Source organism: Viridibacillus sp. FSL H8-0110 (assembly GCF_038003565.1).
GTDB classification, from domain to species: Bacteria; Bacillota; Bacilli; order Bacillales_A; family Planococcaceae; genus Viridibacillus; species Viridibacillus arenosi.
The window spans coordinates 2,289,234-2,314,189 of the sequence record NZ_JBBOPJ010000001.1; the positions used below are offsets into that span (position 1 = coordinate 2,289,234).

The 24,956-nt window shown below is 35.8% G+C and carries 24 protein-coding genes, 2 riboswitches and 1 other annotated feature; of the genes, 3 read left to right on the plus strand and 21 right to left on the minus strand.

Features of this window, described 5'->3' with window-relative positions:
* Positions 1–90 precede the first annotated feature (90 nt).
* The 5 genes from MHH98_RS11460 to trpE form a co-directional block, all read right to left on the minus strand.
* On the minus strand, positions 91–504 hold the full coding sequence (locus tag MHH98_RS11460; protein WP_038181659.1) for a GyrI-like domain-containing protein: 414 nt from the start codon (positions 502–504) through the stop codon (positions 91–93).
* 14 nt (positions 505–518) lie between these two features.
* Positions 519–962: a DUF1801 domain-containing protein gene (locus MHH98_RS11465; RefSeq protein WP_235175690.1), complete on the minus strand. Its 444-nt coding sequence runs from the start codon at positions 960–962 to the stop codon at positions 519–521.
* Positions 963–1,165: 203 nt separating this feature from the next.
* On the minus strand, positions 1,166–1,606 hold the full coding sequence (locus MHH98_RS11470; protein ID WP_076065043.1) for a hypothetical protein: 441 nt from the start codon (positions 1,604–1,606) through the stop codon (positions 1,166–1,168).
* Positions 1,607–1,779: 173 nt separating this feature from the next.
* Positions 1,780–2,367: an anthranilate synthase component II gene (locus MHH98_RS11475; protein ID WP_076035308.1), complete on the minus strand. Its 588-nt coding sequence runs from the start codon at positions 2,365–2,367 to the stop codon at positions 1,780–1,782.
* Entirely contained in the window at positions 2,364–3,752 is a 1,389-nt protein-coding gene (gene trpE, locus MHH98_RS11480; RefSeq protein ID WP_340712867.1) for an anthranilate synthase component I, read from the minus strand. The genes MHH98_RS11475 and trpE overlap by 4 nt, the downstream gene beginning before the upstream one ends.
* Before the next feature lie 67 nt (positions 3,753–3,819).
* Positions 3,820–4,031: a binding site (T-box leader), on the minus strand.
* A 210-nt stretch (positions 4,032–4,241) separates the two neighbouring features.
* Between trpE and MHH98_RS11485 the strand changes: the two genes are divergently transcribed.
* Positions 4,242–5,198, plus strand: a complete 957-nt coding sequence (locus MHH98_RS11485) for an alpha/beta hydrolase (RefSeq protein ID WP_038181650.1) — start codon at positions 4,242–4,244, stop codon at positions 5,196–5,198.
* Between the two features lie 237 nt (positions 5,199–5,435).
* Here the strand turns inward: MHH98_RS11485 and MHH98_RS11490 are convergent, their stop codons facing one another.
* From MHH98_RS11490 to MHH98_RS11555, 14 genes are all read right to left on the minus strand, one after another.
* Positions 5,436–5,849: a pyridoxamine 5'-phosphate oxidase family protein gene (locus MHH98_RS11490; protein ID WP_038181647.1), complete on the minus strand. Its 414-nt coding sequence runs from the start codon at positions 5,847–5,849 to the stop codon at positions 5,436–5,438.
* Positions 5,850–5,920: 71 nt separating this feature from the next.
* Positions 5,921–6,667: a helix-turn-helix transcriptional regulator gene (locus MHH98_RS11495; protein WP_038181644.1), complete on the minus strand. Its 747-nt coding sequence runs from the start codon at positions 6,665–6,667 to the stop codon at positions 5,921–5,923.
* Positions 6,668–6,835: 168 nt separating this feature from the next.
* Positions 6,836–9,064 carry a S8 family peptidase gene (locus tag MHH98_RS11500; protein ID WP_340712869.1) on the minus strand — a complete coding sequence of 743 codons (2,229 nt, stop codon included), beginning with the start codon at positions 9,062–9,064 and terminating at the stop codon, positions 6,836–6,838.
* 383 nt (positions 9,065–9,447) lie between these two features.
* Positions 9,448–10,176: an ECF transporter S component gene (locus MHH98_RS11505; RefSeq protein WP_076065046.1), complete on the minus strand. Its 729-nt coding sequence runs from the start codon at positions 10,174–10,176 to the stop codon at positions 9,448–9,450.
* Positions 10,125–11,831 carry an ABC transporter ATP-binding protein gene (locus tag MHH98_RS11510; RefSeq protein ID WP_340712872.1) on the minus strand — a complete coding sequence of 569 codons (1,707 nt, stop codon included), beginning with the start codon at positions 11,829–11,831 and terminating at the stop codon, positions 10,125–10,127. The genes MHH98_RS11505 and MHH98_RS11510 overlap by 52 nt, the downstream gene beginning before the upstream one ends.
* Positions 11,804–12,685 carry an energy-coupling factor transporter transmembrane component T gene (locus MHH98_RS11515; protein ID WP_038181639.1) on the minus strand — a complete coding sequence of 294 codons (882 nt, stop codon included), beginning with the start codon at positions 12,683–12,685 and terminating at the stop codon, positions 11,804–11,806. The genes MHH98_RS11510 and MHH98_RS11515 overlap by 28 nt, the downstream gene beginning before the upstream one ends.
* 25 nt (positions 12,686–12,710) lie before the next feature.
* Positions 12,711–13,637, minus strand: a complete 927-nt coding sequence (locus tag MHH98_RS11520; protein ID WP_051448621.1) for a DUF4430 domain-containing protein — start codon at positions 13,635–13,637, stop codon at positions 12,711–12,713.
* Positions 13,638–13,711: 74 nt separating this feature from the next.
* Positions 13,712–15,283, minus strand: coding sequence for an Ig-like domain-containing protein (locus MHH98_RS11525; protein ID WP_038181636.1), 1,572 nt, complete (start codon positions 15,281–15,283; stop codon positions 13,712–13,714).
* Between the two features lie 188 nt (positions 15,284–15,471).
* A riboswitch (cobalamin riboswitch) is annotated at positions 15,472–15,664 on the minus strand.
* Positions 15,665–15,824: 160 nt separating this feature from the next.
* A complete protein-coding gene (locus MHH98_RS11530) occupies positions 15,825–15,983 on the minus strand; it encodes a hypothetical protein (RefSeq protein WP_038181633.1) in 159 nt (52 codons plus the stop codon).
* Between the two features lie 150 nt (positions 15,984–16,133).
* Positions 16,134–17,579, minus strand: a complete 1,446-nt coding sequence (gene panF, locus MHH98_RS11535) for a sodium/pantothenate symporter (RefSeq protein ID WP_179078258.1) — start codon at positions 17,577–17,579, stop codon at positions 16,134–16,136.
* On the minus strand, positions 17,579–17,845 hold the full coding sequence (locus tag MHH98_RS11540; protein ID WP_038181624.1) for a YhdT family protein: 267 nt from the start codon (positions 17,843–17,845) through the stop codon (positions 17,579–17,581). Before MHH98_RS11540 ends, panF begins: the two co-directional genes overlap by 1 nt.
* Before the next feature lie 489 nt (positions 17,846–18,334).
* The gene (locus MHH98_RS11545) at positions 18,335–19,126 is read right to left on the minus strand and encodes a putative hydro-lyase (RefSeq protein ID WP_038181617.1); all 792 of its coding nucleotides are present in this window, start codon (positions 19,124–19,126) and stop codon (positions 18,335–18,337) included.
* Between the two features lie 22 nt (positions 19,127–19,148).
* The gene (locus tag MHH98_RS11550; protein WP_038181616.1) at positions 19,149–20,369 is read right to left on the minus strand and encodes an NRAMP family divalent metal transporter; all 1,221 of its coding nucleotides are present in this window, start codon (positions 20,367–20,369) and stop codon (positions 19,149–19,151) included.
* Positions 20,370–20,383: 14 nt separating this feature from the next.
* Positions 20,384–21,145 carry a LamB/YcsF family protein gene (locus tag MHH98_RS11555; protein WP_038181613.1) on the minus strand — a complete coding sequence of 254 codons (762 nt, stop codon included), beginning with the start codon at positions 21,143–21,145 and terminating at the stop codon, positions 20,384–20,386.
* A 210-nt stretch (positions 21,146–21,355) separates the two neighbouring features.
* Between MHH98_RS11555 and pxpB the strand changes: the two genes are divergently transcribed.
* Positions 21,356–22,081 (plus strand): 5-oxoprolinase subunit PxpB, encoded by a 726-nt coding sequence (pxpB, locus tag MHH98_RS11560; RefSeq protein WP_038181611.1) that lies wholly within the window; start codon positions 21,356–21,358, stop codon positions 22,079–22,081.
* Entirely contained in the window at positions 22,078–23,073 is a 996-nt protein-coding gene (locus MHH98_RS11565) for a 5-oxoprolinase subunit C family protein (protein WP_038181606.1), read from the plus strand. The genes pxpB and MHH98_RS11565 overlap by 4 nt, the downstream gene beginning before the upstream one ends.
* A gap of 143 nt (positions 23,074–23,216) precedes the next feature.
* On the opposite strand, the gene MHH98_RS11570 is transcribed toward MHH98_RS11565, so the two are convergent.
* Positions 23,217–23,672 (minus strand): GNAT family N-acetyltransferase, encoded by a 456-nt coding sequence (locus MHH98_RS11570; protein WP_038181604.1) that lies wholly within the window; start codon positions 23,670–23,672, stop codon positions 23,217–23,219.
* Between the two features lie 54 nt (positions 23,673–23,726).
* Positions 23,727–24,464 (minus strand): cyclase family protein, encoded by a 738-nt coding sequence (locus tag MHH98_RS11575; RefSeq protein ID WP_038181602.1) that lies wholly within the window; start codon positions 24,462–24,464, stop codon positions 23,727–23,729.
* A 78-nt stretch (positions 24,465–24,542) separates the two neighbouring features.
* Positions 24,543–24,638, minus strand: a riboswitch (SAM riboswitch).
* Positions 24,639–24,956: the final 318 nt, after the last annotated feature.

Below are 24,956 nucleotides of genomic sequence, written 5' to 3' on the forward strand. Positions count from 1 at the left end.
TTATTGTACATTAATTTTATAAATAAAGCTTTTGATATATATACGAAATCAATTAAAAAAGCGTAGAGTATAATACTCTACGCCGGACTTTTAAACGATTGGCACCCAAACTTCTATATCGTGTAAATCTTGGCCGATATATTTCTCAAAACTCATAGATGGACGATGTGTAACTTCCTGATTACTGAATAATTTTCGGAATGTATCTTGAATCTGGCCGATTCCACCAGCAACTTTACCGACTAAGTATCGACCTTCAGGAATCTTAACAGTCACTGCTGTAATTTCATCTGGTAGAAGATGATCGTCAATACCTGCGACGTAATCTAAACCGTCTTCATTCATTTGAATACAAACACCATATGATACGTCCTGCGATACGCTATAGCCTTCAAGGACATTCGCAAGTTCCTCCCACTTCTCGGGAATATCTGACGTTTTTCCTTGATGAATACTCAAACCTTTCACAACAAGCCCATCAATTTCTTCGATACGTGTCTGCATTCAAAACACCCCTTCTATGCTTTTTTAAGTTGCTTCTCGTACAATTCTATCCATTCATCTACTGTCATTTTACTGACGAGCTCAGCAATTAACGCATATGGTATATTCTTGGCATTCGAAAACCGTATGCAACTCTTACCCATATTGAGCTTAGTAGTCATATGTTTCGGGTATTCAGTAACAAACCAGTCAAGTAACTCCGGTTTAGAATAGATCCCCATATGATACAGAGAAAGGTGTTGCTTTTGAGCTGCTACACCTATGAATGGTAGCGGTTCATCAGGACTGCAGTGATAGCCATTCGGATATATTGACTTCGGTACTACGAAGTTCGGCATCGAATACTGCATGACCAATTCAAAACCTGGTGGTAAATTTTCTTGCACCGTTTCGAAGAGTTTTCGAAACGCCTCACGCCTGTTTTCATCAACATTTTCAATATATTCTGAGATTTCCAACTCCAGCCCTCCTTTTCCAATTATTATACGCAATAATATTGAAAATACAAACAACTAATTACTTTTTATTGGATATAGCATTATTTTATAAAAAAGAATTATCCAGTAAAAAGGATAGCTTAATCGATATCGCACTGCTGAAGGTTGAATAATAACAAATATAATATTTTTTTATTACCAACTTTCTAGGGATTTTTGTCTGTTTAAAATAGATTTTCAATGTATTTATAAATAGATTTATCTTTAAATTCGTAAAGGTTAGCATTATTTTCACTACCCTCATAATTAAAAACAGAAAAAACCTGATTATTTTCAATTCGTAATCCAAATTTTCTATCCCCAGCTATCCATATAGTAATCCAGTAAGATTCATCTATTTTGATAGAACTTTCTTTTACTTTTTTTATTTCTGCTTCGGAAATGGTAGATACAAATACATTTATGTCTTGTTCTTTAGTATAGAGTATTTGCTTACTATCCGATCCTCTAATAAGTTCTATTTGACTTATAACTCCAACATCTGCTTTTTCCCAAAATTCATTTTTGAAAGAAGCTTTACCTACTCCACTAAAGAAGATATAACAAAAAACGAATCCAATAATAATAACTAGAGATATAACAAAAACGCTCTTATTTCCTTTCATCAAATCCCCCCATCTCATCACTTTATTCCAACTTTTAGGTATTTATAAATTTTTTATGTCATTTGGTGAAATAAAAATTGAAGGTTTCGATTCAAAGAATACAAAAAGAAAGAAATGAAAGCCCAATCCTCTCAGTATTATTAATAAGAGAATTGGGCTTATTTTATGATTAGTTAATCATTATAAACGGTACAATAGGATTCAATAAACGAATGGATCATACTATCCCCTTCAGGCGTACCGATGGATTCGGGATGAAATTGCAGGCCAAAGACTGGATATATTTTGTGTTGAATAGCCATTATCTCGTTATCATCAGTAGCTGTCGCAGTTACTTTAAAGGCTTGTGATAACGTTTTAGGCTCGATCACTAGTGAATGATACCTCATAACAGAGAGCGGGCCATTAAGCGCTGAGAATAGGCCAGCTTGCTCGTAATCAACTAAAGATAATTTACCATGCATGATATTTTGTGCCTGCACGATCTTTGCACCAAAGGCTTCTGCAATCGATTGGTGACCTAGGCAAATACCGAGAATGGGAAACTCTTTATAAAGCTCTTGTACAATCTGTACAGAAATACCCGCTTCAGATGGCGTACCAGGTCCAGGTGAAATGATAATAGCCTCTGGTCGCATATGACGGATATCGTCTATAGTCAGCGCATCATTTCGCACGACTTGAACATCTTTCCCTAATGCACTCACTTGTTGATAAAGATTGTATGTGAATGAGTCATAATTATCGATTAATAGGATCATTTTCGCACCTCCAAAAGCGCTTTTGCTTTATTAAGCGTCTCCTCGTATTCGCTATCTGCAATTGAGTTATAGACAATACCAGCACCTGCTTGCACATGTGCTTGACCGTTTCGAACAACCATTGTACGAATAGCTAGGGCCATATCCATATCACCGGAAATTGAGATATAGCCTACTGCCCCGGCATATACACCACGTTTTGTCGTTTCTAACTCATTGATAATTTGCATTGCACGAATTTTAGGTGCACCTGACACAGTGCCTGCGGGCAAGCAGGTTGCTAGTACATCTAACACATGAATATCGTCTTTTAACTCGCCAGTCACTTCAGAAACAATGTGCATGACATATTTGTAGTATTCAATATCCATATATTTTGGTAGCTTCACTGAGCCAATTTTGGATAGTTTACCGATATCATTGCGTCCGAGATCGACTAACATACGATGTTCAGCAATTTCCTTTTCATCTTCAAGTAAACTTTTGGCAAGTTCAGTGTCTTCTATAGCCGTTTTACCACGAGGACGCGTTCCGGCAATCGGATTTGTGGTAACAAGTCTATTTTTAACCTTTACTAGACTTTCAGGTGAAGTACCTAAAATGATATAGTCTTCAAAATCCATATAAAACATATAAGGTGAAGGGTTAGATGTACGTAATTTTCTATATAAAGAAAATGGATTTCCTGAAAATGGCGATGAAAAACGTTGTGAAAGTACGACTTGGAATATATCACCTTGCTTTATATGTTCCTGAGCGGTTTTGACCATATCACAAAACGACACTTCATCCATTGATGATTTAAATTCTAAAGTATCTCCTTCCACTTCAGGTTGTGACACAGTTGTCATTTGTAGGCTTGTCACAATCTCTTGAATACTTGCCTTCATTTCTTCAGGACTACGACCACTATTAAACAAATCAATCGCAACAATTGATACAGTTTGTTGTAAATGATCATAAATAATAAATGAATCGTAAAAAAGCATATGCATATTCGGCATGTCTAGCTCATCTGGCAAAGAATTACCGATTTTTTCAAAATAAAAGGCAGTTTCATAACCGATATAGCCTATTGCTCCACCAAAGAAGGCAAACGGATAGTCTTCCTGATTTAATGGTAGCATTTCTTTTAAAACATCAATTGGAGAACGTTGTAATTCACTCTGCTGCACTTTTTTCAAAATTATCGTACCATTTTCCGTACTTTTTAACTCTGCGATTGGATTCAAGGCGATAAATGAATATCGACCACTTTCTTGGTGCTTAGCAGACGATTCAAAAAGCATTTTCTTTCGACCTCTTACTGCTTGATAAATGGATATCGGTGTCATCATATCCCCTTGAAGTGTTACCATCTCATACTCTCTCGTCTTAACTGTCATTTGCTCAAACTCCTTTTCTCAGCTCATCTCAAGTAACACAAAAAGCCCCCCATAGAGACTATTCTCTATGGAGGGCGGAAATTCCGCGGTACCACCTCAATTGCAGCAAAAAACGCTACCACTATAAGCGATATAACGATTCGCCAATCGAACTGCCATACTCAACTTTCAAGCAGTCACTCAAAGGTCCATTCCATCAGTTGCTACGTATCGGTTTCCACCTAACCCGACTCTCTATCCGCGCATTCCTTAAGTACTAATCCTTATCTACGAGTTCTGTTATACAATTGTGGTAAAATGTTACTTGCATTTATTATAAAGAGAAGTGTCTTAAAATTCAATCATTAATTTATGGAGACTTCTTATTGAAGTAAAACAACACTTAGGCAACTTATAAAATGCTATGGTAACAAAACTATTTCAAATTACTACATATGCTATACTTTGAACTATTAAAATATTAATAGTTCAGTATAAAGGAAGTGTCTTATGAAAAAATTCAGTATTATTTCTTCAGTAATTATCGTTATATTAGTCATTGCTTATGGCTTAGTAGGAAATTATTTTTACAATTTTGCTTTAAATGCTAATACGGAAAAAGAATTTTTAACAGGTAATCCACATTTAGCTAAATCAAAAGCTGTTTCAGCAGAAGTAGCAAAAACAAGTGAATTAGCGGATGTTGCCTTTTCCAAAGAACATCCACCTATTACAACAAGTATTGTTTCTTCAGATAAATTAACATTAAAAGGTCATTTATATGAAAACAACAATACAGATCATAAATGGGTCATTATCGATCATGGATATACTTCGAATAACACGCTGATGGTTCGATGGATACGTAATTTTTATGAAAAAGGATACAATGTGATAGCACCAGATCTTCGTGGACACGGAGAAAGCGATGGAGATTACATCGGCATGGGATGGGATGATCGAAAAGACATGCTTTTATGGATCAAGACAATTACTGATAAAGATCCAAAAGCTGAAATTGTCTTATTCGGAATTTCCATGGGAGGGGCCACTGTCATGATGACCTCTGGCGAAAAATTACCTTCAAATGTCAAAGTAATTGTTGAAGATTGTGGTTATTCATCTGTTATAGATGTATTTACATACCAGCTTGATGACTTGTTTAATTTACCTAAGTTCCCTGTTATGAACGCGGCTAACACTATAACGAAAATTCGTGCAGGGTATGATTTAACTGAAGCCTCTGCAGTCAAACAAGTGGCGAAGAGTAAAACACCTATGCTATTTATCCATGGCGATAAAGATACATTTGTCCCTTACGAAATGCTAGATGAAGTATATAACGCAGCTAATGTTGAAAAAGGAAAATTAATTATTCCAGGGGCAGGTCATGGAGAAGCTGAAAAAGTAGATCCTGAGAAGTATTGGAATACAGTCTGGGGATTTGTGAATAAATATATTGATTAATATAGAGAAACATTGATCTGGGAGTAGGTGCTCCCAGATCTTTTTTACATTAAGAAGCCAAAATCTTTACAATTATAGATTTTGGCTTCAATTCTTAACAATTTAGTTATAACCGCGCTTTTTGGCTATAACCACATTTCCTTAATATGGTAATTTCCATATGATGTGCGATTTTATGAGTTTATGCTTATACAATCAAGTTACTCATTTTATAATAAATTCAACAATTTAATCTTTTTATTTAATTTCTAACTCTTGCGGAGGCTCACCTTTTTTATTTAGAAGTGTAATTCGTTCAGGATCAATTTTCAAAATGACCATTTCTTCAGGTTTATCAAATATTAATCCTGATAGCTTACTTAGAATCTTCGTTTTCTTACTTTCATCATCAAATTGAGTGACTTTTCCTTCATACTCTACATAGGCATCGCCAAAACCGTTACCGTCATAGCCAAGTAATATGTGTGTAAAAGGATTTTCGTGCAGAGTATCATATTTAGTTGTCTCTTTACTTGTTGCTGTGTAGAGAGTCAAATCATCATTAAAAAAGGTCATGTAGCATGAATACGGTTTGTTATTATGCACTGTAGCCATTGTCCCAACTTTACTATCTTTTAAAATAGACAGAATATTATCGTTTAAATCATTCATAAAGAAAACAACTCCTTATATATTATACGTTCTAGTGTATATTTCCCTATAAGGAGATATATAAACATTATCTATTCCGATTTGTTTTGAAAAAATGCAAGCATATATCGTAAGTAATGTCGAGTCGTTGTTATTCTATCTTCTAATGATTTAGCAATGACATCATAAAATGCCGTCCCAGCGTCTGTTCCTTTTAATTTCCGTATAGTACGTCTTTCATCAGGCCAGTAACCTACGAGTAAATTCGTTTCTTCCATTTCACGTGCGATTTGATATAAATAACCGTTTGAAGGAGTCCACCCAAACACATCTTCTAGTTGTTGACCTACTTCTGCCATATAAAAGGATGATCTTGTTTGACTTAGTTTAAGTGCCAAATAGCGTACGATATCCTTTACTGATATAAGTTTTGAGAAATAAGCACGAAATTCTTCAGGAAGCGGATGGTTAGGTGCTTCTGGTTTTTCCCCATTTTTTGTTAAGGCGTAATAAAAACGATCCAATACGAGTACGATTTCATGGAATTGCTGGAAATAAAGTTTTTCATATCTGCGGAGTCGTTCAATACCTAGATCAGTAGCATGATAAAATAGACGTTTTTGTTCTTGTCTCACTTTTAAAGCCCCATCTGCTTCTAGTTGTTTAGCAATGCGTGCAACATATTCATAGCCAACTGGGCGTCCGGGGAAGTTATTTTGAAAGGTTTTATGTATTTCAACAGAATAACATTCCGTTTGTTGTGTTTTGAATAGCCAATATAGTGCTACAGTGTCCCTAATGCTAAAGCCAACAGTTTGTTGAAACGTTTTTTCTTTCATATACAACACCTTCCATTTAATAGTTTTATTTACATTTATTATAAACCTCGTTAGTCCATATGTTCAACAAAAAATATACCCCCATATATACTCCCCTCCCCTTTTATTATCAACCACTTAGATTAAGCGGTTTAAGAGGATAAGAGACCTATATGGAGGCGACTTTTTCTATGATTGCACATTAACTAAAGTACTTTTACTACGATTATGTGCTTGATCAATAGCATAAAAAGAAACAGTTGAATTTCTCTTTAACTTTTTAATTTTCAAAGTGAATTTACCTGAAGATTTCACTTCGGTTTTAGCCAATATCGTTTTCCCTTTATTCATTTCAATTATTGAAAACGGTTCAGCAGTACCCGTTATGATTGTTGAGTGACTTGTTACCTTATTTACTTTTGGCTTAGCTGGTGCCGTTTTATCTATAACTGTCAATCTTTTTACTGGGCTCGAATTGCCTTGTTTATCTGTAATATAGACGGTTAATTGACTATTAGCCTCTTGTTTTTTTATAGCAGCAATATAGCTACCATTTGATTGGACAGTAGCTTGAGCTATTTTTTTATTGCCTTTATAAATTAAAAAAGTCGTATTTGCTTCGGCAGTACCGCTTACATTTATACTCCGATCAGATACCTTTTTTACTGAAGGTGAATGTAAGACTTTCTTCAGAGGTGTTTGAATGATGATTGCTACACCTTTCGATATATTTTTAGATTCGTCTTCTGTTTTCACTTCGATTTTATACGTTTGACTAGGGTTCAGATTACGTATTGTATATGTAGATTCTTTCGTCGTAGCCACTTTTTTATTATTTACGTATATTTTAGACTGTTTATAGTCTTCGCTTGACGGCTTTCTCCAATTAATCGTTGCAGCATTAATTTTAATTGATGAAGCTATTAATTTTGTCACCTCAGCAGGGGGGCTGATGTCCTTTAACGTATGCAATTGCAGGTCTGTACCATTGGATGATCTTCCGTCTCGACTTACAACTTTCAAAGTAATCTTATAGTCTTTTGAAGCCTGTAATTTTTTCATTGTATATTTATTTGAAGTAGTGGTTGTTACTAGTTTATCATCTAAAAAAATGGCTACTTTTTTAACGTTCGTATCATTTGGTAATGAAAAACTAACAGTCGCTGTATGATCGGTTACTTTTTCAATTTGAGGATCAACCAAATCTTCAATGACTGAGTCTTCGGCTTGTGGGTATTGAACTAGACCATGCCCATATAAATTGTCAATACCTGTTATACCAAGGTCAATTGCCTGTTCATCTAATTTTGCACGTAATTCTTTCGCTGATAAAAATGGATATTGTTGTTTTAATAGTGCGAGAATCCCTGTAACATGAGGAGCTGCATAGGAAGTACCGCTAGCATAAATCAATTTGCCATCCTTATTTATCGTTGGTACAGCTTCACCTGGAGCAGTAAGATTCATTGATGACCCTGTATTTGAGAACGAACTAATCTTTTGTTTAGCACTAACAGATGAAACGGCAATAACTTGACTATATCTTGCAGGATACGTAACATTTCTGTCATTGCCATCATTTCCAGCTGATGCAACAATTAAAATACCGGCGTTATAAGCTTTTTGAATAGCATTTCGTAGTGCAGGTACATCAATATATAATCCAGATGAAATATTAATAATGTCCATTTTGTTTGCAATTGCCCAGTCAATTGATTTGACGATTTCTGTTGTAGTCCCACTCGTTGTGCCATCCGCATATTTCAAGGAATACAATTGAACATTTGGTGCAACCCCAATAACATCACTTGTTTTTTGGTCTTTTAAATAGCCACCAACTCTCGCTCCAATGACTGCAGCTACTGATGTACCGTGACCATTATTTCTTATACCTCCACGATCCACATTGTCTGATTCTTTAATGGTTGTTTCTGGCATATCCCTTACAAAGGATACTCTTCTCGCAACATTTGGCAAATCATCAATGAGGTTAATCCCTGTATCAATAATTGCTACTTTTACTTTATTGCCAAAAATACCGCTATCCCATGCTACAGGTGTATTAATTAAACTTAGATTCCAAGTAGGTACTAACAAAGGTTGAACCGGTGTATCCAAATCAGCTAAAGTCATAGGTGCTTCTTTTGTATCAACAAATTCAATGTTCGGATCTTTTTTTAGTTCAGATAATTGCTGTTCAGTTAAAGTTGCCTCAACCATTTCCACGTTATGCAGTACTTCATTGACATCTTCCACGTCACCTAACACCTTCTGCTTACCTTCTTCATTCTTATATGAGATCAACGCATTGATTGTATCTTCTTCAGCGTAAGCGGATTGATGGTTATCGGATAAGGTCCATAAAGCTGTTAAAGCAAGACATGAAATACTAATATTTTTCCATAATTTCTTCTTCACTGTTATGAGACCCCCTTTCTTCATTTTTTTAGCATAAAGTCTAATATTATGTATATTTTATTCTACTTAATAGACTTTCACAAATTTAATATATTTTTAGCTCTATGAAGATTACGTGTTTCATAAGTAAAGAATACGTGTAACCCTCCTTACTGGAAGAATTGCGATTTTCAACATAATTCCAGCAATGTTTATCTTATCCTTTTTATAAGCAAAAAAGATCTTCGAGTCCGGATGTTCGATTGTTCATTAAGTCTGTCATTGATATCGAAACAGACTTAGAAAACGAAGAATGCTGATTGAAATTGAAAGCAAGCTGTATCAAAAAAAGAACTGTTTTAAAAGTCTAGATTTACGACTTTCGAAACAGTTCTTGTTCTTTTCTAGTTGTTCAACATCCCGTATTTCACTTTTATTCGTTCTAATTTTTCACCAATCGGTTTGGCTAAAACGAGTAAAAAAACGACATTTGATACTACATAGACAATCGTAAACGGAATAGCTGTTGACATTGCAATTAAATACCTTTTCCAAGAAAACAATCCATCATAAGAAATGACCGTCCAAATGTCCATACAGAAGGAATACATTATTCCAGCAAAAACCCCATAAATAATAAGTGCTATTTTACTTTTCATCCAACCTTTTTGTCCTAATAGACCAGCGATAAAACCAAGGATTCCCCATGTAAACATTTGAAATGGCGTCCAAGGACCTTGTCCGAAAAAGATGTTCGATGCTATGGCAGATGTCGCTCCTGTAAGAAAACCTGCTTCCGCTCCGAAAGCAAATCCGGTAATGGCTGTAATGGCCGTCACTGGCTTGAAAGCTGGAATCCAAATGAATGCTGCACGACCTGCAACGGAAATAGCCGACATAACAGCTATCGTTAAAATTTCTCGTGCTTGTGGTTTTCTTCTTTCAAATGAAACAAAGAATGGCACACATGCTAATAATACGATAATCATAGATATAAGATTGTATTTACGATCATTTAAGATAGTCACTCCAATAAGCATGACGATTGGAATAACTACAAAAATGATGATACTGGAGAAAATTAGACGTTTACGGGAGTAGTTGTCTGCTCGAGCTGTTGATTTTGCTTGCATAACGAAATCACGTCCTCACTTGTCACTGCAAAATCATATAAATGACGCGACATTCGATGCGCTGCAGTTGTATAAAAATTATTTCCACTGTAAAACAGTTTTGGTTCATCCTCAGAAACAATATTGCCATCAAAGAACATTGCACAACGGTCAGAATATTGCGCTGAAAACTCAATATCATGTGTAACCATTACAACGGCCACACGACGCTTTTTAAGCGCTTGTAGTACTTCGGCGAATATTTCCTTAGAATATGCATCAATGCCCTTTGTAGGTTCGTCTAGAAGGATTATTTTAGGGTTTAGTAACAAGACTTTTGCTAAAGCAACTTTTTGTTGTTCTCCCCCGCTCAAATCATATGGATGACTATCTAATAAATGTCCGATATTAAGTGTTGTGATAATTTCATTCAACTGTACATTGGCTGCCTCTTTTGAGATGCCTAAGACGTCTATTATACTATCGAATTCAAGTTGTACTTTCTTTTCAACGAGTAGTGTTAATGGGTCCTGTGGTAAAACAGCTAAATTATTTCGATACAATTCGCCATTTGAAAACTTTTTAATGGATTTACCATTGATGAAGACTTTTCCTCGATACGGTTTATATAAACCTGACATTACACCTAGTGCAGTTGTTTTCCCTGTACCGTTCCCCCCTAAAATACTAACAATCTCCCCAGCACGTACTTGCATGGAGAAACCTCTTAATACATCTTGAGCATTCTTTTCATAACGGAACCATGCTTCTTTAACTTCCAAGACAATGTCATCAGGTGGAATCTCTGAACTCAAATTACTTTCTAAAGCTCGTAATTCATTAGTAAAGTGCTTTGTTAGCCAATTTCGACCATCTCTTATGGTTAGTGGAACAATATCATTGATTTGCAATGCATTATTAATACGCACTGGTGTTGGTAAGCCTAGCATCATTGGATGAGAGGCATCGAATGCTTTTAATTGCTGTGCAACATCCTGCGGGGAATCATTACAAATAATGCGCCCTTTTTCCATGACCACAACGCGATCTGCTATTGGGAAAACCTCTTCTAAGCGATGTTCTACAAGAATAATTGTTAATCCAAGTTCTTTATTTAACTTTTGCAAAGTACCGATGAATTCCGTAGCCGCAATTGGATCAAGCTGAGATGTCGGTTCATCTAAAATCAATAATTTGGGTTGCATTGCCATAATCGCTGCAAGATTTAGCAGTTGCTTTTGGCCGCCTGATAATTCCATCGTACTTTTTCTAAACCACTGCTGAATACCGAAGAAATTCGCCATTTCAGCCACTCTACGTCGAATTGTCATCGTGTCTAATCCTAAATTTTCTAGACCGAAAGACAACTCATGCCACACTTTATCAGTGACAATTTGATTTTCTGGATTTTGCATAACAACACCTATTTCAGAAGCTGCCACGCGATCAGGTAAATCGGCCAATGCAATACCCGCATAAAGTATAGTCCCTGATTTATCTCCATGAGGAGCTATCTCTCTTTTTAAATGTTTTAATAACGTACTTTTACCGCAGCCAGATGTACCACAAAGAACAGCAAATTCACCTTCTTCAATTATTAAATTGATATCATCTAATACTCGCTCGTGTTTATCTGGATATTGGAAATTTACATGTTGTATTTCAATGAGCGCCATTTAATTGCCTCCCGAATTTCAATCACAATAGGTATTACTAGTAAACTAGCATAAGAAATATAAAGTCCTATGCTAATTGGAGTTAAAGCTAATTCAGTAAACGTTGGATAAAAATAATACGTCGTCATACCAAAGTAACTGCCAATAATATTCGTTAAAAGAAGTGTTAATATGATCCCGAGCAAAAAACCATCTCTTTTTTCAAAAACGAATAATGAAAATGTGGAACGGTTTTTCAAGCCATAACCACGTGCTTTCATCGAATCAGCCGTCTCAATTGCATTTTCAAGCGCCCAAGTTATAAGAATGGAGATAATGCGAATCCCGCTTTTTACTCTTTGCCATGGGTTGCCGGCTGAAATATCCATGCCTATTGTTTTTTGTGCATGTGAAATAATAGTAATTTGATGTTTAAAACGCGGGACAAGACGTAATGTTAATGAAATGACCAGCGCTAGTGCGGGAGATACCTTACCGAATAAATAAAGAAATTTATCGGATGTCATTACAACGTTATAACAACCAAACCAAAAAATGACTGAACAGATCATAATCGACATCGCAAATCCATAAACAATAGCCTCTAATGTTATAGCATTATAATCTATGTAAAATAGAATGATTTCCCCATCATGACTAATAAGTGGATTAATAATTGCAGCGATAAAAAACATCGGCACGAAAAATTTTAAGCCGCTAACAAATGATTTTCTATTCAGTAATAGACTTAATGTAATTGCTCCAATACATGTAATGAGTAAATAAACTGGATGCATATAGAACATGGAAAGTCCGATGACAGATGCAAAATATGCGAAAAGGACAATGGGGTGATACGTTTCAAATGCTTTCATGATGCATAGTACTCCTCTTTAATCATTATTTACCTATGTCGCGACCTAGATCAACAGTGTATTGGAATTGAATATTGTCTCCATTTTTCACAGTAACTGCGCTAACCCCATAACTAGGGAACTGACCGTTTACAGAATACATCCAGCCACTTAGATCACCTGCATCAAATTCATATAAATGATTCATGCCTTCAATATAGACCGACCCATATTGATTTTCACCCGCTCCTTCATACTCAAGATGAATACCATGTTCATTTGTCGCACGTCTTAAAATAGACCAAACCGTTTCATCTTCGTTTAAGATTTCATATTTAGTTGACTTTAAAATAACGCCGTTTTTTGGGACGTATTTTTCACTTTGTAATGCAGGTTTTAACATATCCCAATGTGTCAGCAATGTTGTAGCACTAATGGAGATGGTCACATATTCTTTTTTCTTTTCATCTTCTTTATTAGGCTTACTTGGCTTTTGAGCGACGTTATTATTTTCGGGTTTTTTATCTTTGTCTGGCTTTTGATCTTTTGACGGTGATTTATCCTTAGATGGAGCTGGACTTTTATCTGGCTTCTCTTTATTTGAACTAGTCGAAGTATCGTTACTAGGTGTTTTCGAAGTTGGTGTTGATTCAGTTTTAGATGTGCTAGTTGGTTGATCTTTTTTTGGCGTTACCTCTGCTTCATTTTTTTGTTCCTTTTGCTTTGTTTCTGTCTTTTTCTCTTCTTCTTTATTTGGCTTTTCAGCATCTATTGTTGAATCCTTTTCTATTTCTTCCTTTGTTGATTCTTCACCTTTATCTCCTTTAACGATTACCTTAGTCTCACTTGCTCCATAAACACTTTGTTCTTGCTCAGTTTGATTATTATATTCTTCAACTGATTGAATCTTACAGCCAGTGATAATGATCAATGAGAGAATCATCATTAGCCATAATGGTATTAATTTTTTCATATATCGCACCTCTTCTTATAGATGGGAATAGGGTGCTGGAGATAAACTCCAACACCCTTCCTATATATTTCAAGTTATTTCGTTTTAACCGTTACTTTTGTCACGTTACTTTTGTTACCAGCCTTGTCTTTGGCATAGACTGTTAATTTAGTATTAGCCTTTTGATTTTTAATTTTAACAGTAAATTGCCCCTTACTATTTACAGTACCTTTACCGATAGACGTTTTACCTTTTAGTACATACACTTTTGCACCTTTTTCAGCTGTACCAGTCACTTTATTAGTCGACTTTGTTACTTTTTTAACTGATGGTGCTTTAGGAGCCGTTTTATCAGCTACTTTTAATGTGAATGCTTTGCTCTTATTTTTAGATGCATCTGTAACATAAATTTTCAATGTTGAATTAGCTTTTTGCTTTTTGATTGTTAAAGAGTATGTGCCTTTTGTAGATGCAGTAGTTGATGCTAGTAGCTTAGAGCCGTTATAAATCGTAACTTTCGCTCCTGCTTCAGCTTTGCCTTTAACAATTGTTGTTTGATCACTAACTTTATTAGCTGTTGCTACTTCAGGTGCTGTAATGTCAAATTTAAGTGACTCTGCAGCATCAGACATATCATAAATACGGTTTTTGCCTTTTACAAAGCGGTCATATGCAGCAAGTGCACGTAATCCTTGATCTGAAGACATTAAGTTTGGAATTTTAAGTGATAAACCGCTTTTTAATCCACCTGTAGCACTATCTACAAAACTTACTAGGTTAGAAACAGCCCAGTTACCATTACCTTTGACGAAACGTGGATCCGTCTTTGGATTTGTTTGATTAGACGTTAAATTGATGATGAATTGAGATACCGTTTCAGGGCTGTCACCTTTTGCCCACTCTGAGTAGAAACCACCTTGTTCACCTAGTTCTTTACCTAAATAATCATTTGCTTTTTCAACTGCTGCTTTTACCTTGTCATCCTTTGTATAAGGTGCTAAAGCCGTAGCCGTCATTGATGTTGAATCTTTATCAGATCCATAATCTAGAGCCCACGCAAATGATCCATCTTCAAATTGATCTTTTACTAAATCATTTACTAATTTAGTTCTTGTAATCTCTGCATATTTCGATTCCGTTGATAAATCATAATTTTTCGTATCAATAGCATTTAAGAAATGAAATTTATTCCCATTAGTTAATTTTTCTGCTTTTTCTGTAGCTAAATATGTATCATACATAGACTTAACTAAATCATATCCCCCAATATTACGTGGATCTTTGTTGATTGCTGTTAGTGCAATAATGACTTTTGAATATTTACCAACGTCTTCAGAGATTTTGCCATCTTTACTTTTAACCTCTTTGACTAGATTATTGTAATAAGTTTCATAGTATTTAGATGGAACTGGTACGCTAGCACGAGCGAAATCAGTTACGTAGTCTTCATCACCAAATGATGGATTCGGCACTTGTTGTAGTAAAAATGCCGCTGTTGAATTTAGAACGTTTTTATAACTGACATCTTTCGCTGGTACTTGAACTGTCGCTGACGTATTTTCTGCAGCGTTTACTGTCGACAATTGTCCTGGTAGTTGTGAAAACGCTAATAAACTTGCCATACCGATTGGTGCTGCCCATTTTCTTACCCATTTACTTTTGTACATGTTGAAATCCCCCATATCTTTTTGTGAATTATTAGTAGTTTTCACTTCAAAAGGATACAAAAAAATGTAAAAGGGCAAAAAAATATCCCTTTACACAATGCAAAGAGATTTTGGACGGCGAAATGCCAGAAAAATGTACAGTTATATACAAAAAGGCCTTCGATGCTCCAAATCTCCCCCTCGAAGATTGAAACTACATTATAAAAGCAGGTCTCCTGGCTTGTGTATCTATTTACTCTTGTTCCTTCCCAGCGCATTATACATGCACCAGTGGTTTGCAACAATTTCATCCACACTTACAGTAGCGGGGCTGCATCGGATTTACACCGATTTCCCTTTTAGCTTATGATCAACATAAGCACTCTTATAAGAACTATTTAATTGTCTATTAATCTAAAGTATTTCATAAAAGTTTTAGAATGTAAATTAATATTTTTTATTGTATTAAAATTCAGACTTTTTCGTATTAAAACAATAAAAACATAATAAAACCCTACCTGTTTTTAGCAAAGGGTAGGGTTTTTATAAAATTACTATGGCATCAGACTTCGTAATCATCGCTTCCCTTCGTATGTTGATTGAATGCGTTTAACTGCTCTACTGTTAAGTTTCTCACGTAAAGATAAAAATTCATCGACTCCATACCATAATTTTCACAAGCTAGACAATACGTTTCATAACCTTCTCTATACATTTCCATGTGGATACCCTCCTGTTATATAACAAATTAATTATTTTTTATTACTATATAACAGCCAGAGTTATCTGTCAATTGATTCATCAAAAAATATTTACCGTTTTTTCAACATAAAAACACCAAACTTTTTAATTGAAAGTTTGGTGTTTTATATTAAATAATCGATGTCCCAGTCTTAACTTTGTCCTTCGTAACAAGACTTACTACAACAAATGCTACTAAAGATAAGATAATCGGCAACGTAACCGTATGCATACCTAATACACTTGGCATTATTTGATCAATGTAGATATAAGATGAAATCCCGATAATCATCGATGCAATTGCACCGTATTTGTTTCCTGTTTTCCAGTAGAGACCAAATACAACCGGCCATAAGAATACAGATTCCAATCCACCGAAAGCAAATAAGTTCAGCCAAATAAGTAAATCTGGTGGACGTAGAGCTACTAGTACCACTGCTATCCCAATAACTGTAGTCACATAGAAACTTGCTTTTTTAATCTGTGCATCTGATGCAGTTGGTTTTATATAGTTTAAGTAAATATCCTTTACCACAGTTGAACTTACTAAAATAAGTAAAGCATTGACGGTAGACATAATGGCCGCCATTGGAGCAGCTAGAACAATTCCTGCTAAATAAGGGGGTAATACTTTTAGCGTTAGTAAAGGCATCACTTTATCGCCTATTTCTACGCCTGGTAATACTGGACGTGCTAGTACACCGATTAAATGCATGCCAAACATAACTGTAGCAAGTGCAATTGTGCCAATGATAATGGCTGTATGCATGCCTTTTGAGTTTTTATATGACATGGCACGAACGGCAATTTGAGGTAAGCCAATAACACCTATCCCAATTAAAATCCAAAATGTCGAAACATATAATGGCGTTAAACTACGATCTGCCCCATAAGGAGATACAAGGTTTGGATTTTCAGCTACTAAATCACTCATGATATTCGATATTCCACCACCAGCAATAACCGTAGCGACAAGTAAAATAACTGTCCCAATGACCATTACAGAACCTTGTACTGCATCTGTTAATGCTACTGCACGGAAACCGCCAATAATCACATAAATTAATACAGCACCTGCAAAGATAAACAATGCAGTAGAATAGTTTAAGCCTGTTAATGACTCAATTAATCGCGCTCCACCAATCCACTGAGCTGCCATAGAAGCAAATAAAAATAAAATAATACTGATTGCAGATACAATGACAACTATTTTGCTTTGATATCGTTCTCGTAAAAAATCAATTAGTGTTATTGCTTGATATTTACGTGCAATAATTGCAAATTTTTTACCGAGAATCATTAGAACGAAGTAACCTGCTGGTAACTGTGCCATGGCCAAAAGTACCCAACCGAGGCCTGTATTATAGGCAACACCTGGTCCACCAATAAAACTACCAGCACTTCCGTAAGTGGCCATCATTGTCATCGCAAGTAAGAAGCCACCCATTTCACGTCCGCCAAGGAAATATTCTTGCAAGAACGAATTTGATTGCATGACTTGGCGATTCGCCCATATCCCAATTCCAAAAATAACTACTAGAAAAACAACTAATGGAATAATCACTTGCCAATGTATCATTTGTGTTCACCCTCCTCATCGTCAAATGGCACATCTTTGAAGAGGAATTTAATGACGAAAATTATAAGGATGACCATGAAAATAGTACCTGCAATACAGCTATAGAAAAACCACGCTGGAAAACCAAGTACATATGTATAAGAAGACGGATCTCCTGATCCCATCCCATAAGCAAAGCCAAACCAAATACTAAAATTGATGATTACAAGAATCACCCCAATGATGGCTTCACGATGCGCAATCTTAAATCGCTTATCATTCATATAACAATCTCCTTTGTGAAGAATCACAACATATTAAAAATAAGTTGCTTTTATAATAATACGTTCTCATTTAAAAAATTGAAAGTATAGAGTTTAGATTACATAATATTATTATGTAAACTAAAGAAATAAGTATTATTTTTGTATAAAAACATTAAATTATAATAAATGGTAATTAATGCTATGATGGTTTATTTCCGAAGTAGCTAAGAGGAACCCTATTTACTCATTTAGGTTGAGGGGTAAAAGAAGGAATACCTTTAAAAACAACAAACTGGCAACTACAAGATGTAATTCAACGTTATCTAGAACAAGTTAGAGGTGGCATCCCATTTGGCGCTGAGCAAGCTAATTTCAAGTATAAAGTGGTTCACCACTTTATACTTGAAATATTGGACATAGATTGTGGATTTAGTGGCATAAAATAAGCTAAAGATATATAAAAAAGCGCCCTTAAGTTATGTTTCTAACTTGAGGGCGCTATAAAACTTAAAGTACGCTTAAATTATCATCTTTTAAATCACTAATGAACATGCAGCCTGGTCCGTGCGTAATCATTATAGCTGGTTTACTTTCCATCGCTACAGCTTGAGGCGTAACACCACAAGCCCAAAATACCGGAACCTCATCTTCTTTGATCGTTACAGCATCTCCAAAATCAGGAGTATTTACATCTGTAATCCCAATTCGGCTTGGATCTCCGATATGAATCGGTGCGCCATGAACATCTGGAAAGCGAGAAGTAATTTGTACAGCTCGGATTGCATCGGCATGTTTCATAGGACGCATACTAACAACCATTGGGCCTTCGAAAATACCTGCTTTTTCACATGGGATATTCGTTTTATACATAGGTACATTACAGCCTTCTTCTATATGTCTTACTGGAATACCACTTGCAAGAAGTGGTGTTTCAAAAGTGAAGCTACATCCTAGTAGGAAACATACCATATCATCTTCCCAATAATCTGTAACATCGGTTACTTCTTCAGTAAAAACACCATCACGATATATTCGATATCTCGGAATATCTTTGCGAATATCTGCATCAGATGCAATAGAGTTAGGTGTATATGACCCAATATCGGATACATCTACTAGTGGACAAGATTTTGGATTGCGTTGACAGAATAATAAGAAATCATAAGCATACTCTTTCTTTAAAATCACTAAGTTTGCTTGCGTATAGCCTTTAGCCATACCTGCTGTTGGTCCAGTCAATTCACCATTTCGAATTAATGCTCGAATAGCATCTGGAGTCATCGTATCGTATTGTGTCATCACAATTCCCCTTTCTTTTTCACTAGCTAAATAGTTTTGGTAATTCGATAATAAGTGTACGAACGCTAAGTACAGCCATAACAACTACAACAAAAATACCAGGGATGGTTAACCACATCGGATGCTTATAATTACCAACAACATCTTTTTTATATGCTGCGATCAATAACGTACCAAGTGCAAGCGGTAAGATTATTGCATTGATTGCTCCTACTAAAACTAGAATTTTCACAGGTTTACCAACGAATGCAAATGTGATAGTTGATACAACGATAAAGGCGATAATTACCCAGTTATGATATTTTTCAATTAATGGATGGAATGAACGAATAAATGATACTGATGTATATGCAGCACCTACTACAGAAGTAATAGCTGCAGCCCACATAATAACACCAAACATACGATAACCGATTTCACCTGCAGCTAATTTAAAGACAGAAGCCGGTGGGTTAGCAGGGTCAATTGCTAAACCTTGGTGTACAACACCTAATACTGCTAAAAACAGAGCTACACGCATAATACCTGTAGCAGCAATACCCGTTACAGAACTCTTTGTTACATCTGGTAAAGATTCTATACCTTTAACACCTGCATCAAGTAAGCGGTGGCCACCGGCGAATACAATGTAACCACCAACTGTTCCTCCAACTAAAGTTACGATTGATAAAATATCCAGTTTTTCAGGTGTAAATGTATTAGCTAATGCATCACCAACTGGAGGCGATGTTGTAAAAGCAACGTACATCATTAGTAAAATCATGATAAAGCCAGCTGCTTGTGCAACCTTATCCATCGCTTTACCTGCCTCTTTTACAAGGAAAATGAAAATTGCAAAAATTGCACTTATTACTGCACCCGTAATCGGATCTAAGCCGAGCATAGCATTTAATCCTAGACCAGCTCCTGCAACGTTACCAATATTAAATGCTAGACCACCAATAACAATCATGATGGCTAATACAATACCTAAACCAGGAAGTACTTTGTTGGCAATCTCTTGACCACGCATACCTGATACTGCGATGATACGCCAAACATTCATTTGAGCAAAGACATCTAAAATAAGTGAAACTAAAATAACAAAGGCAAAACTAGCACCTAATTGTTGTGTAAAGACCGTCGTTTGTGTTAAAAACCCTGGTCCAATCGCTGATGTTGCCATAAGGAAAGCAGCTCCTAATAAGACGCTGCGTCCTACTTTCTTTCTCCCTTGCCCTTGATCTAAGTTAACCTTTGTCATATGAAAACCCCTTTTTATACGTGAAATGCTTGAACGTTGATGTTGTTTTTCTCCAATGTGTTTCGAATATATTTTGCAAATGCAAGAGCATGTACTCCATCCCCATGGATACAAACAGTGTCCGCTCGCAATAATACTTTCGTTTGTTGTTGAGACTCAATATAGCCTTCTTTGACCATCGTTACGACTTGATTTACAGATTGTTCTTCGTCTGTTACTAAAGCATCTGATTGTGTACGTGAAGTAAGTGATCCATCCGCTTGATATGTACGATCAGAAAATACTTCATGAACTGTTTGGAGACCAAGTTTTTCTCCTGCCTTCGTTAACTCACTTCCAGCTAATCCAAATAACACAAGTTCAGGTGAGACATCATAGACAGCTTGTGCTATAGCCTCAGATAATGCCTGGTCTTTCGCAGCCATATTATATAAAGCTCCGTGAGGTTTTACGTGCTGCATTTTCTCTCCACAAGTAGATAAAAACCCTTGTAGTGCACCAATTTGATATACGACCATGTCATAGCCTTCTTGAGGAGTAATTTGCATTGGGCGACGTCCAAAGCCATTTAAATCTGGTAATCCAGGATGAGCACCAATTTTTACCCCTTTTGCAATAGCCATTTTAACAGTTTCCCTCATCACTGTTGGGTCTCCGGCATGGAAACCACATGCTACATTAGCTGAAGTAATATAATTTAAAATCTCTTCTTGTTCCCCTAGTTTGTATTGACCAAAACTTTCTCCTAAATCGCAATTCAAGTCTACACGAAACATTTTCTCAGCCCCTTACTAATTGAAAATCAATTTAATGTCAGTTTTTCTAACACAAAATTTATATTATCACTAAATCATTATTCTGAAAACATTTATTTTTGAACTTTCTCACTATAGTGAATTATCAAATGTAAATATCTTACTTGTCATTTACCTTTATGTATCTATATGATTATAATGTTTAAAACGCAAAATGAGGGGTTGTACACTATGGGAGAAGAATTTAAACATGTGAAATTTAAACCTTTAGGAGATTCAGCAGTGATGGTTCAAATCGGAAATACGATTGATCCATCGAACTGTACTATCTTACAAAATTTAGCATCATTGCTTGAGGAACAGCCATTTGAAGGTTTTATTGAAGCTGTTCCAGCATATACAAATATTACAATCTACTACAATCCTTACACTCTTTTTAAGGTTAATGGAAATGTAACATCATATAGCTTTGTATGTCAGTATGTGCAACAACTGATCACTCAAATGACAACAGTTAAACAACACACGCAAAGAGTAGTTGACATTCCCGTTGTCTATGGTGGTGAATACGGCCCAGATTTAGAATATGTAGCCAAAATCAATGGCTTAACGACTGATGAAGTCATTCAATTACATAGTGCGAATGAGTGTCTTGTTTATATGCTTGGTTTTGCACCTGGCTTTGCTTTTATGGGAGGCATGAATGAAGCTATAGCAACACCTCGAAAAGAAACACCTAGACTTGCCATTCCCGCACTTTCGGTTGGGATTGCAGGTAAACAAACGGGAATTTATCCATTTGAAACACCTGGTGGCTGGCAAATTATCGGTCGTACACCACTCGATTTATTTTTACCAAATGAAACACCTCCTTCTCTTTTACAAGCAGGTGATTGTATTCGCTTTAAACCAATATCAGAAAAAGAATACAAACAATTGAAGGAGACAAGATCATGACAGTTACAATCGTTAAACCTGGTTTATTAACTACCATCCAAGATTTAGGGAGATTCGGGTCACAAAAATATGGAGTCATCGTTAGTGGAGCTATGGATGCTTATTCATTAAGAATTGCGAATATTCTTGTAGGTAACCTAGAAAGTGAAGCCGTAATTGAGGTTTCATTATTTGGGACTGTATTACAATTTAATGATGACCACCTAATTGCACTTACAGGTGGAGATTTAACTGCAACGATTAATAACGAACCAACACCACTTTGGCGTCCATTTATTGTGAAAAAAGGAGACGTATTAAAGTTTAAAAGAGCCCACAAAGGTTGTCGTGCTTATGTAAGCTTTGCTGGCGGTATTCAAGTTCCTACTGTAATGAATAGTAAAAGTACATATTTAAAGGCGGGCATGGGCGGATTTGAAGGCAGAGCATTACAAAAGCAGGATGAAGTAATTATCGGACCTTATACTAAAAAAAATAAAGAAATACATCAATATGCAATACAACTAGTAGGTCCTGCTTCGTGGTCTGTAAATTACAACGAATTAATCTCATTAAATCAACAACAAACAATACGAGTGATGCCTAGTACTGAGTGGGATAGTTTTACCACTGAAAGTCAGCAGTGCTTAACAAACAACTCCTACACGCTTTCTACAGAGGCTGATCGTATGGGGTACCGCTTTGAGGGACCAGCATTATCTTTGACAGAGAAATTCGAATTATTATCAGAGGCTGTTACGTTTGGTACCGTTCAAATCCCACCTAGTGGTAAACCGATTATTTTAATGGCTGATCGCCAAACAACTGGTGGTTACCCGAAAATGGTTCAAGTCATTACTGCTGATTTAGCTAGCCTTGCACAGTTACAAACAGGTGCTAAAATTCATTTCGAACTAGTAACATTAGAAGAAGCTCAACAAGCATTAATAGCAAATGAGCAAAAAATAAAAACCATTGCTGCTGCTATTCGCTGTTCTGCAAAGCTTTCTTAATATTAAAAAGAGTGCCTTGTATTGTCCAACTAAAATATAGAAGAACAAAAAGAAAAAGCATGTTTTGAATGAAGATTATTCAAAACATGCTCTTATTGTTTTTTATTTAATCTTTTTGTTAATAGAATGATTAATCAATATACTTATAACTCTAATGTCATAAATACACTATTCGGCTCCTCAATGTAATTAGAAAATGGCCTACAATATTGAAACCCATTTTTCAAATACAGCTTCTTTGCGGGTTCAAAAGCCTCCATTGAACCTGTTTCTAAACTTAAACGCTTATAATTGCGGTGCCTAGCCTCTTCAATAATATGCTCAAGCATACGCCCTGCAACGCCTCTCCGTAAGTATAATGAAGAAGTACGCATGGATTTTATTTCACCATGGTGTGCATCCAGTTCTTTTAGTGCTCCGCAACCAATTAATGCACCGCCTTCCCATGCACTCCAGAAAGTAATTTCTGTTTTTTTCAATTCCTCGATAGTTAACGCATGTATACTTTCTGGTGGAGAATTTAGTGCCATACCTTGAAGATGCTCCTCCAACAACGCTTTAACTTCATCTCTTGATAAATCATCAATTTTAATATCCAAAGAGTTCACCTTCAGTTTCAATTATTCATTTGCTAGTATTTTTTAGATGAATATTTAAGGCAGAATAGCAAATGATCGAACTGGGAAGCCAGAAGCCTTCTCAGGTTTAGGAACGATGTTAAAGATGACAGCCCCTTTTGCAGGTAGCTGGTCTAGATTAGTAAGCAACTCTACTTGATATGTATCTTGTTCCAATACATATAGTTCACCTAGTAATGCATTGTTTTGACGGTATAAAATGCTAGAATCCGTATCAAAAGTTTCATGCCCTACTGCTTTGATATGACGCTCTTCAAACAAGAACTTAAGTGCATCTACTGACCATCCTGGTGCATGTGGATTTCCATCTGCATCAAAGTTATTAAATGCTTCAACATCAGGCCAACGTTTGCTCCAATCCGTACGAAGAGCAACAAATGTACCTGCCTCAATTTCTCCATGTTCGGCCTCAAATTTCAAAATATCTTCAACTGCAATGGTGAAATCATGATTTTCTGCTGCATCTTTAGAATGATCTATTACAACAAGGGGCAATGCAAGCTCTTTTAAATCTAATTCTTCTAAATAACGAGCATCACGAACAAAGTGAATAGGTGCATCTAAATGTGTTCCATACTGTCCAGCAAATGCAAAATTCTGAGCAAAAAAGCCATCATCATGTGAAAATAGAGTTGTTTTTTCTAACCCTTTAAATGCGTTGAAACGTGGTGTTTCTGCTCCAAAAGTATGTGTTAAATCAATCCATTTCTTTTCCTTTAACGTTTGTAGTGCATTGATTAATTCTGTTGACATATCCATCACCTCATCATTTTTTTAAAACAAAAAAACCTCTCCTTGATAAGAAGAGGTTGGCGATATGTCCATGCACTCTTCTTATCTTCAAGCATACGCTTCTGGAATTAGCACGGTACATCGTCCGTTGCTGAGATTTCATAGGGCCAGTCCCTCCACCTCTCTGGATAAGAAAAAAGTTATTTTGTTGATTCTTAATTTACAACTTTAGAAATCTATTGTCAATGAAAATTTTAGAAAATTCTTTATAATATATGACTCTTATAATCAATTATGATAACTTTTCCTTCTAAATTAAAGGCATCAGATACGATTCTAGCCTCGTTTGATACCAAATACTATCCATCTAGCATCTATATCTTCATTCACATATTTTTTATTGTTGTATTCTATATTACTTAATGAACGAACTATCTTTACATCGGAGTTAATGAATTCCTCTTGCAAATCTTCATGGTTGTTTGTGATCAAGTATGCATGGGTCCATAACCA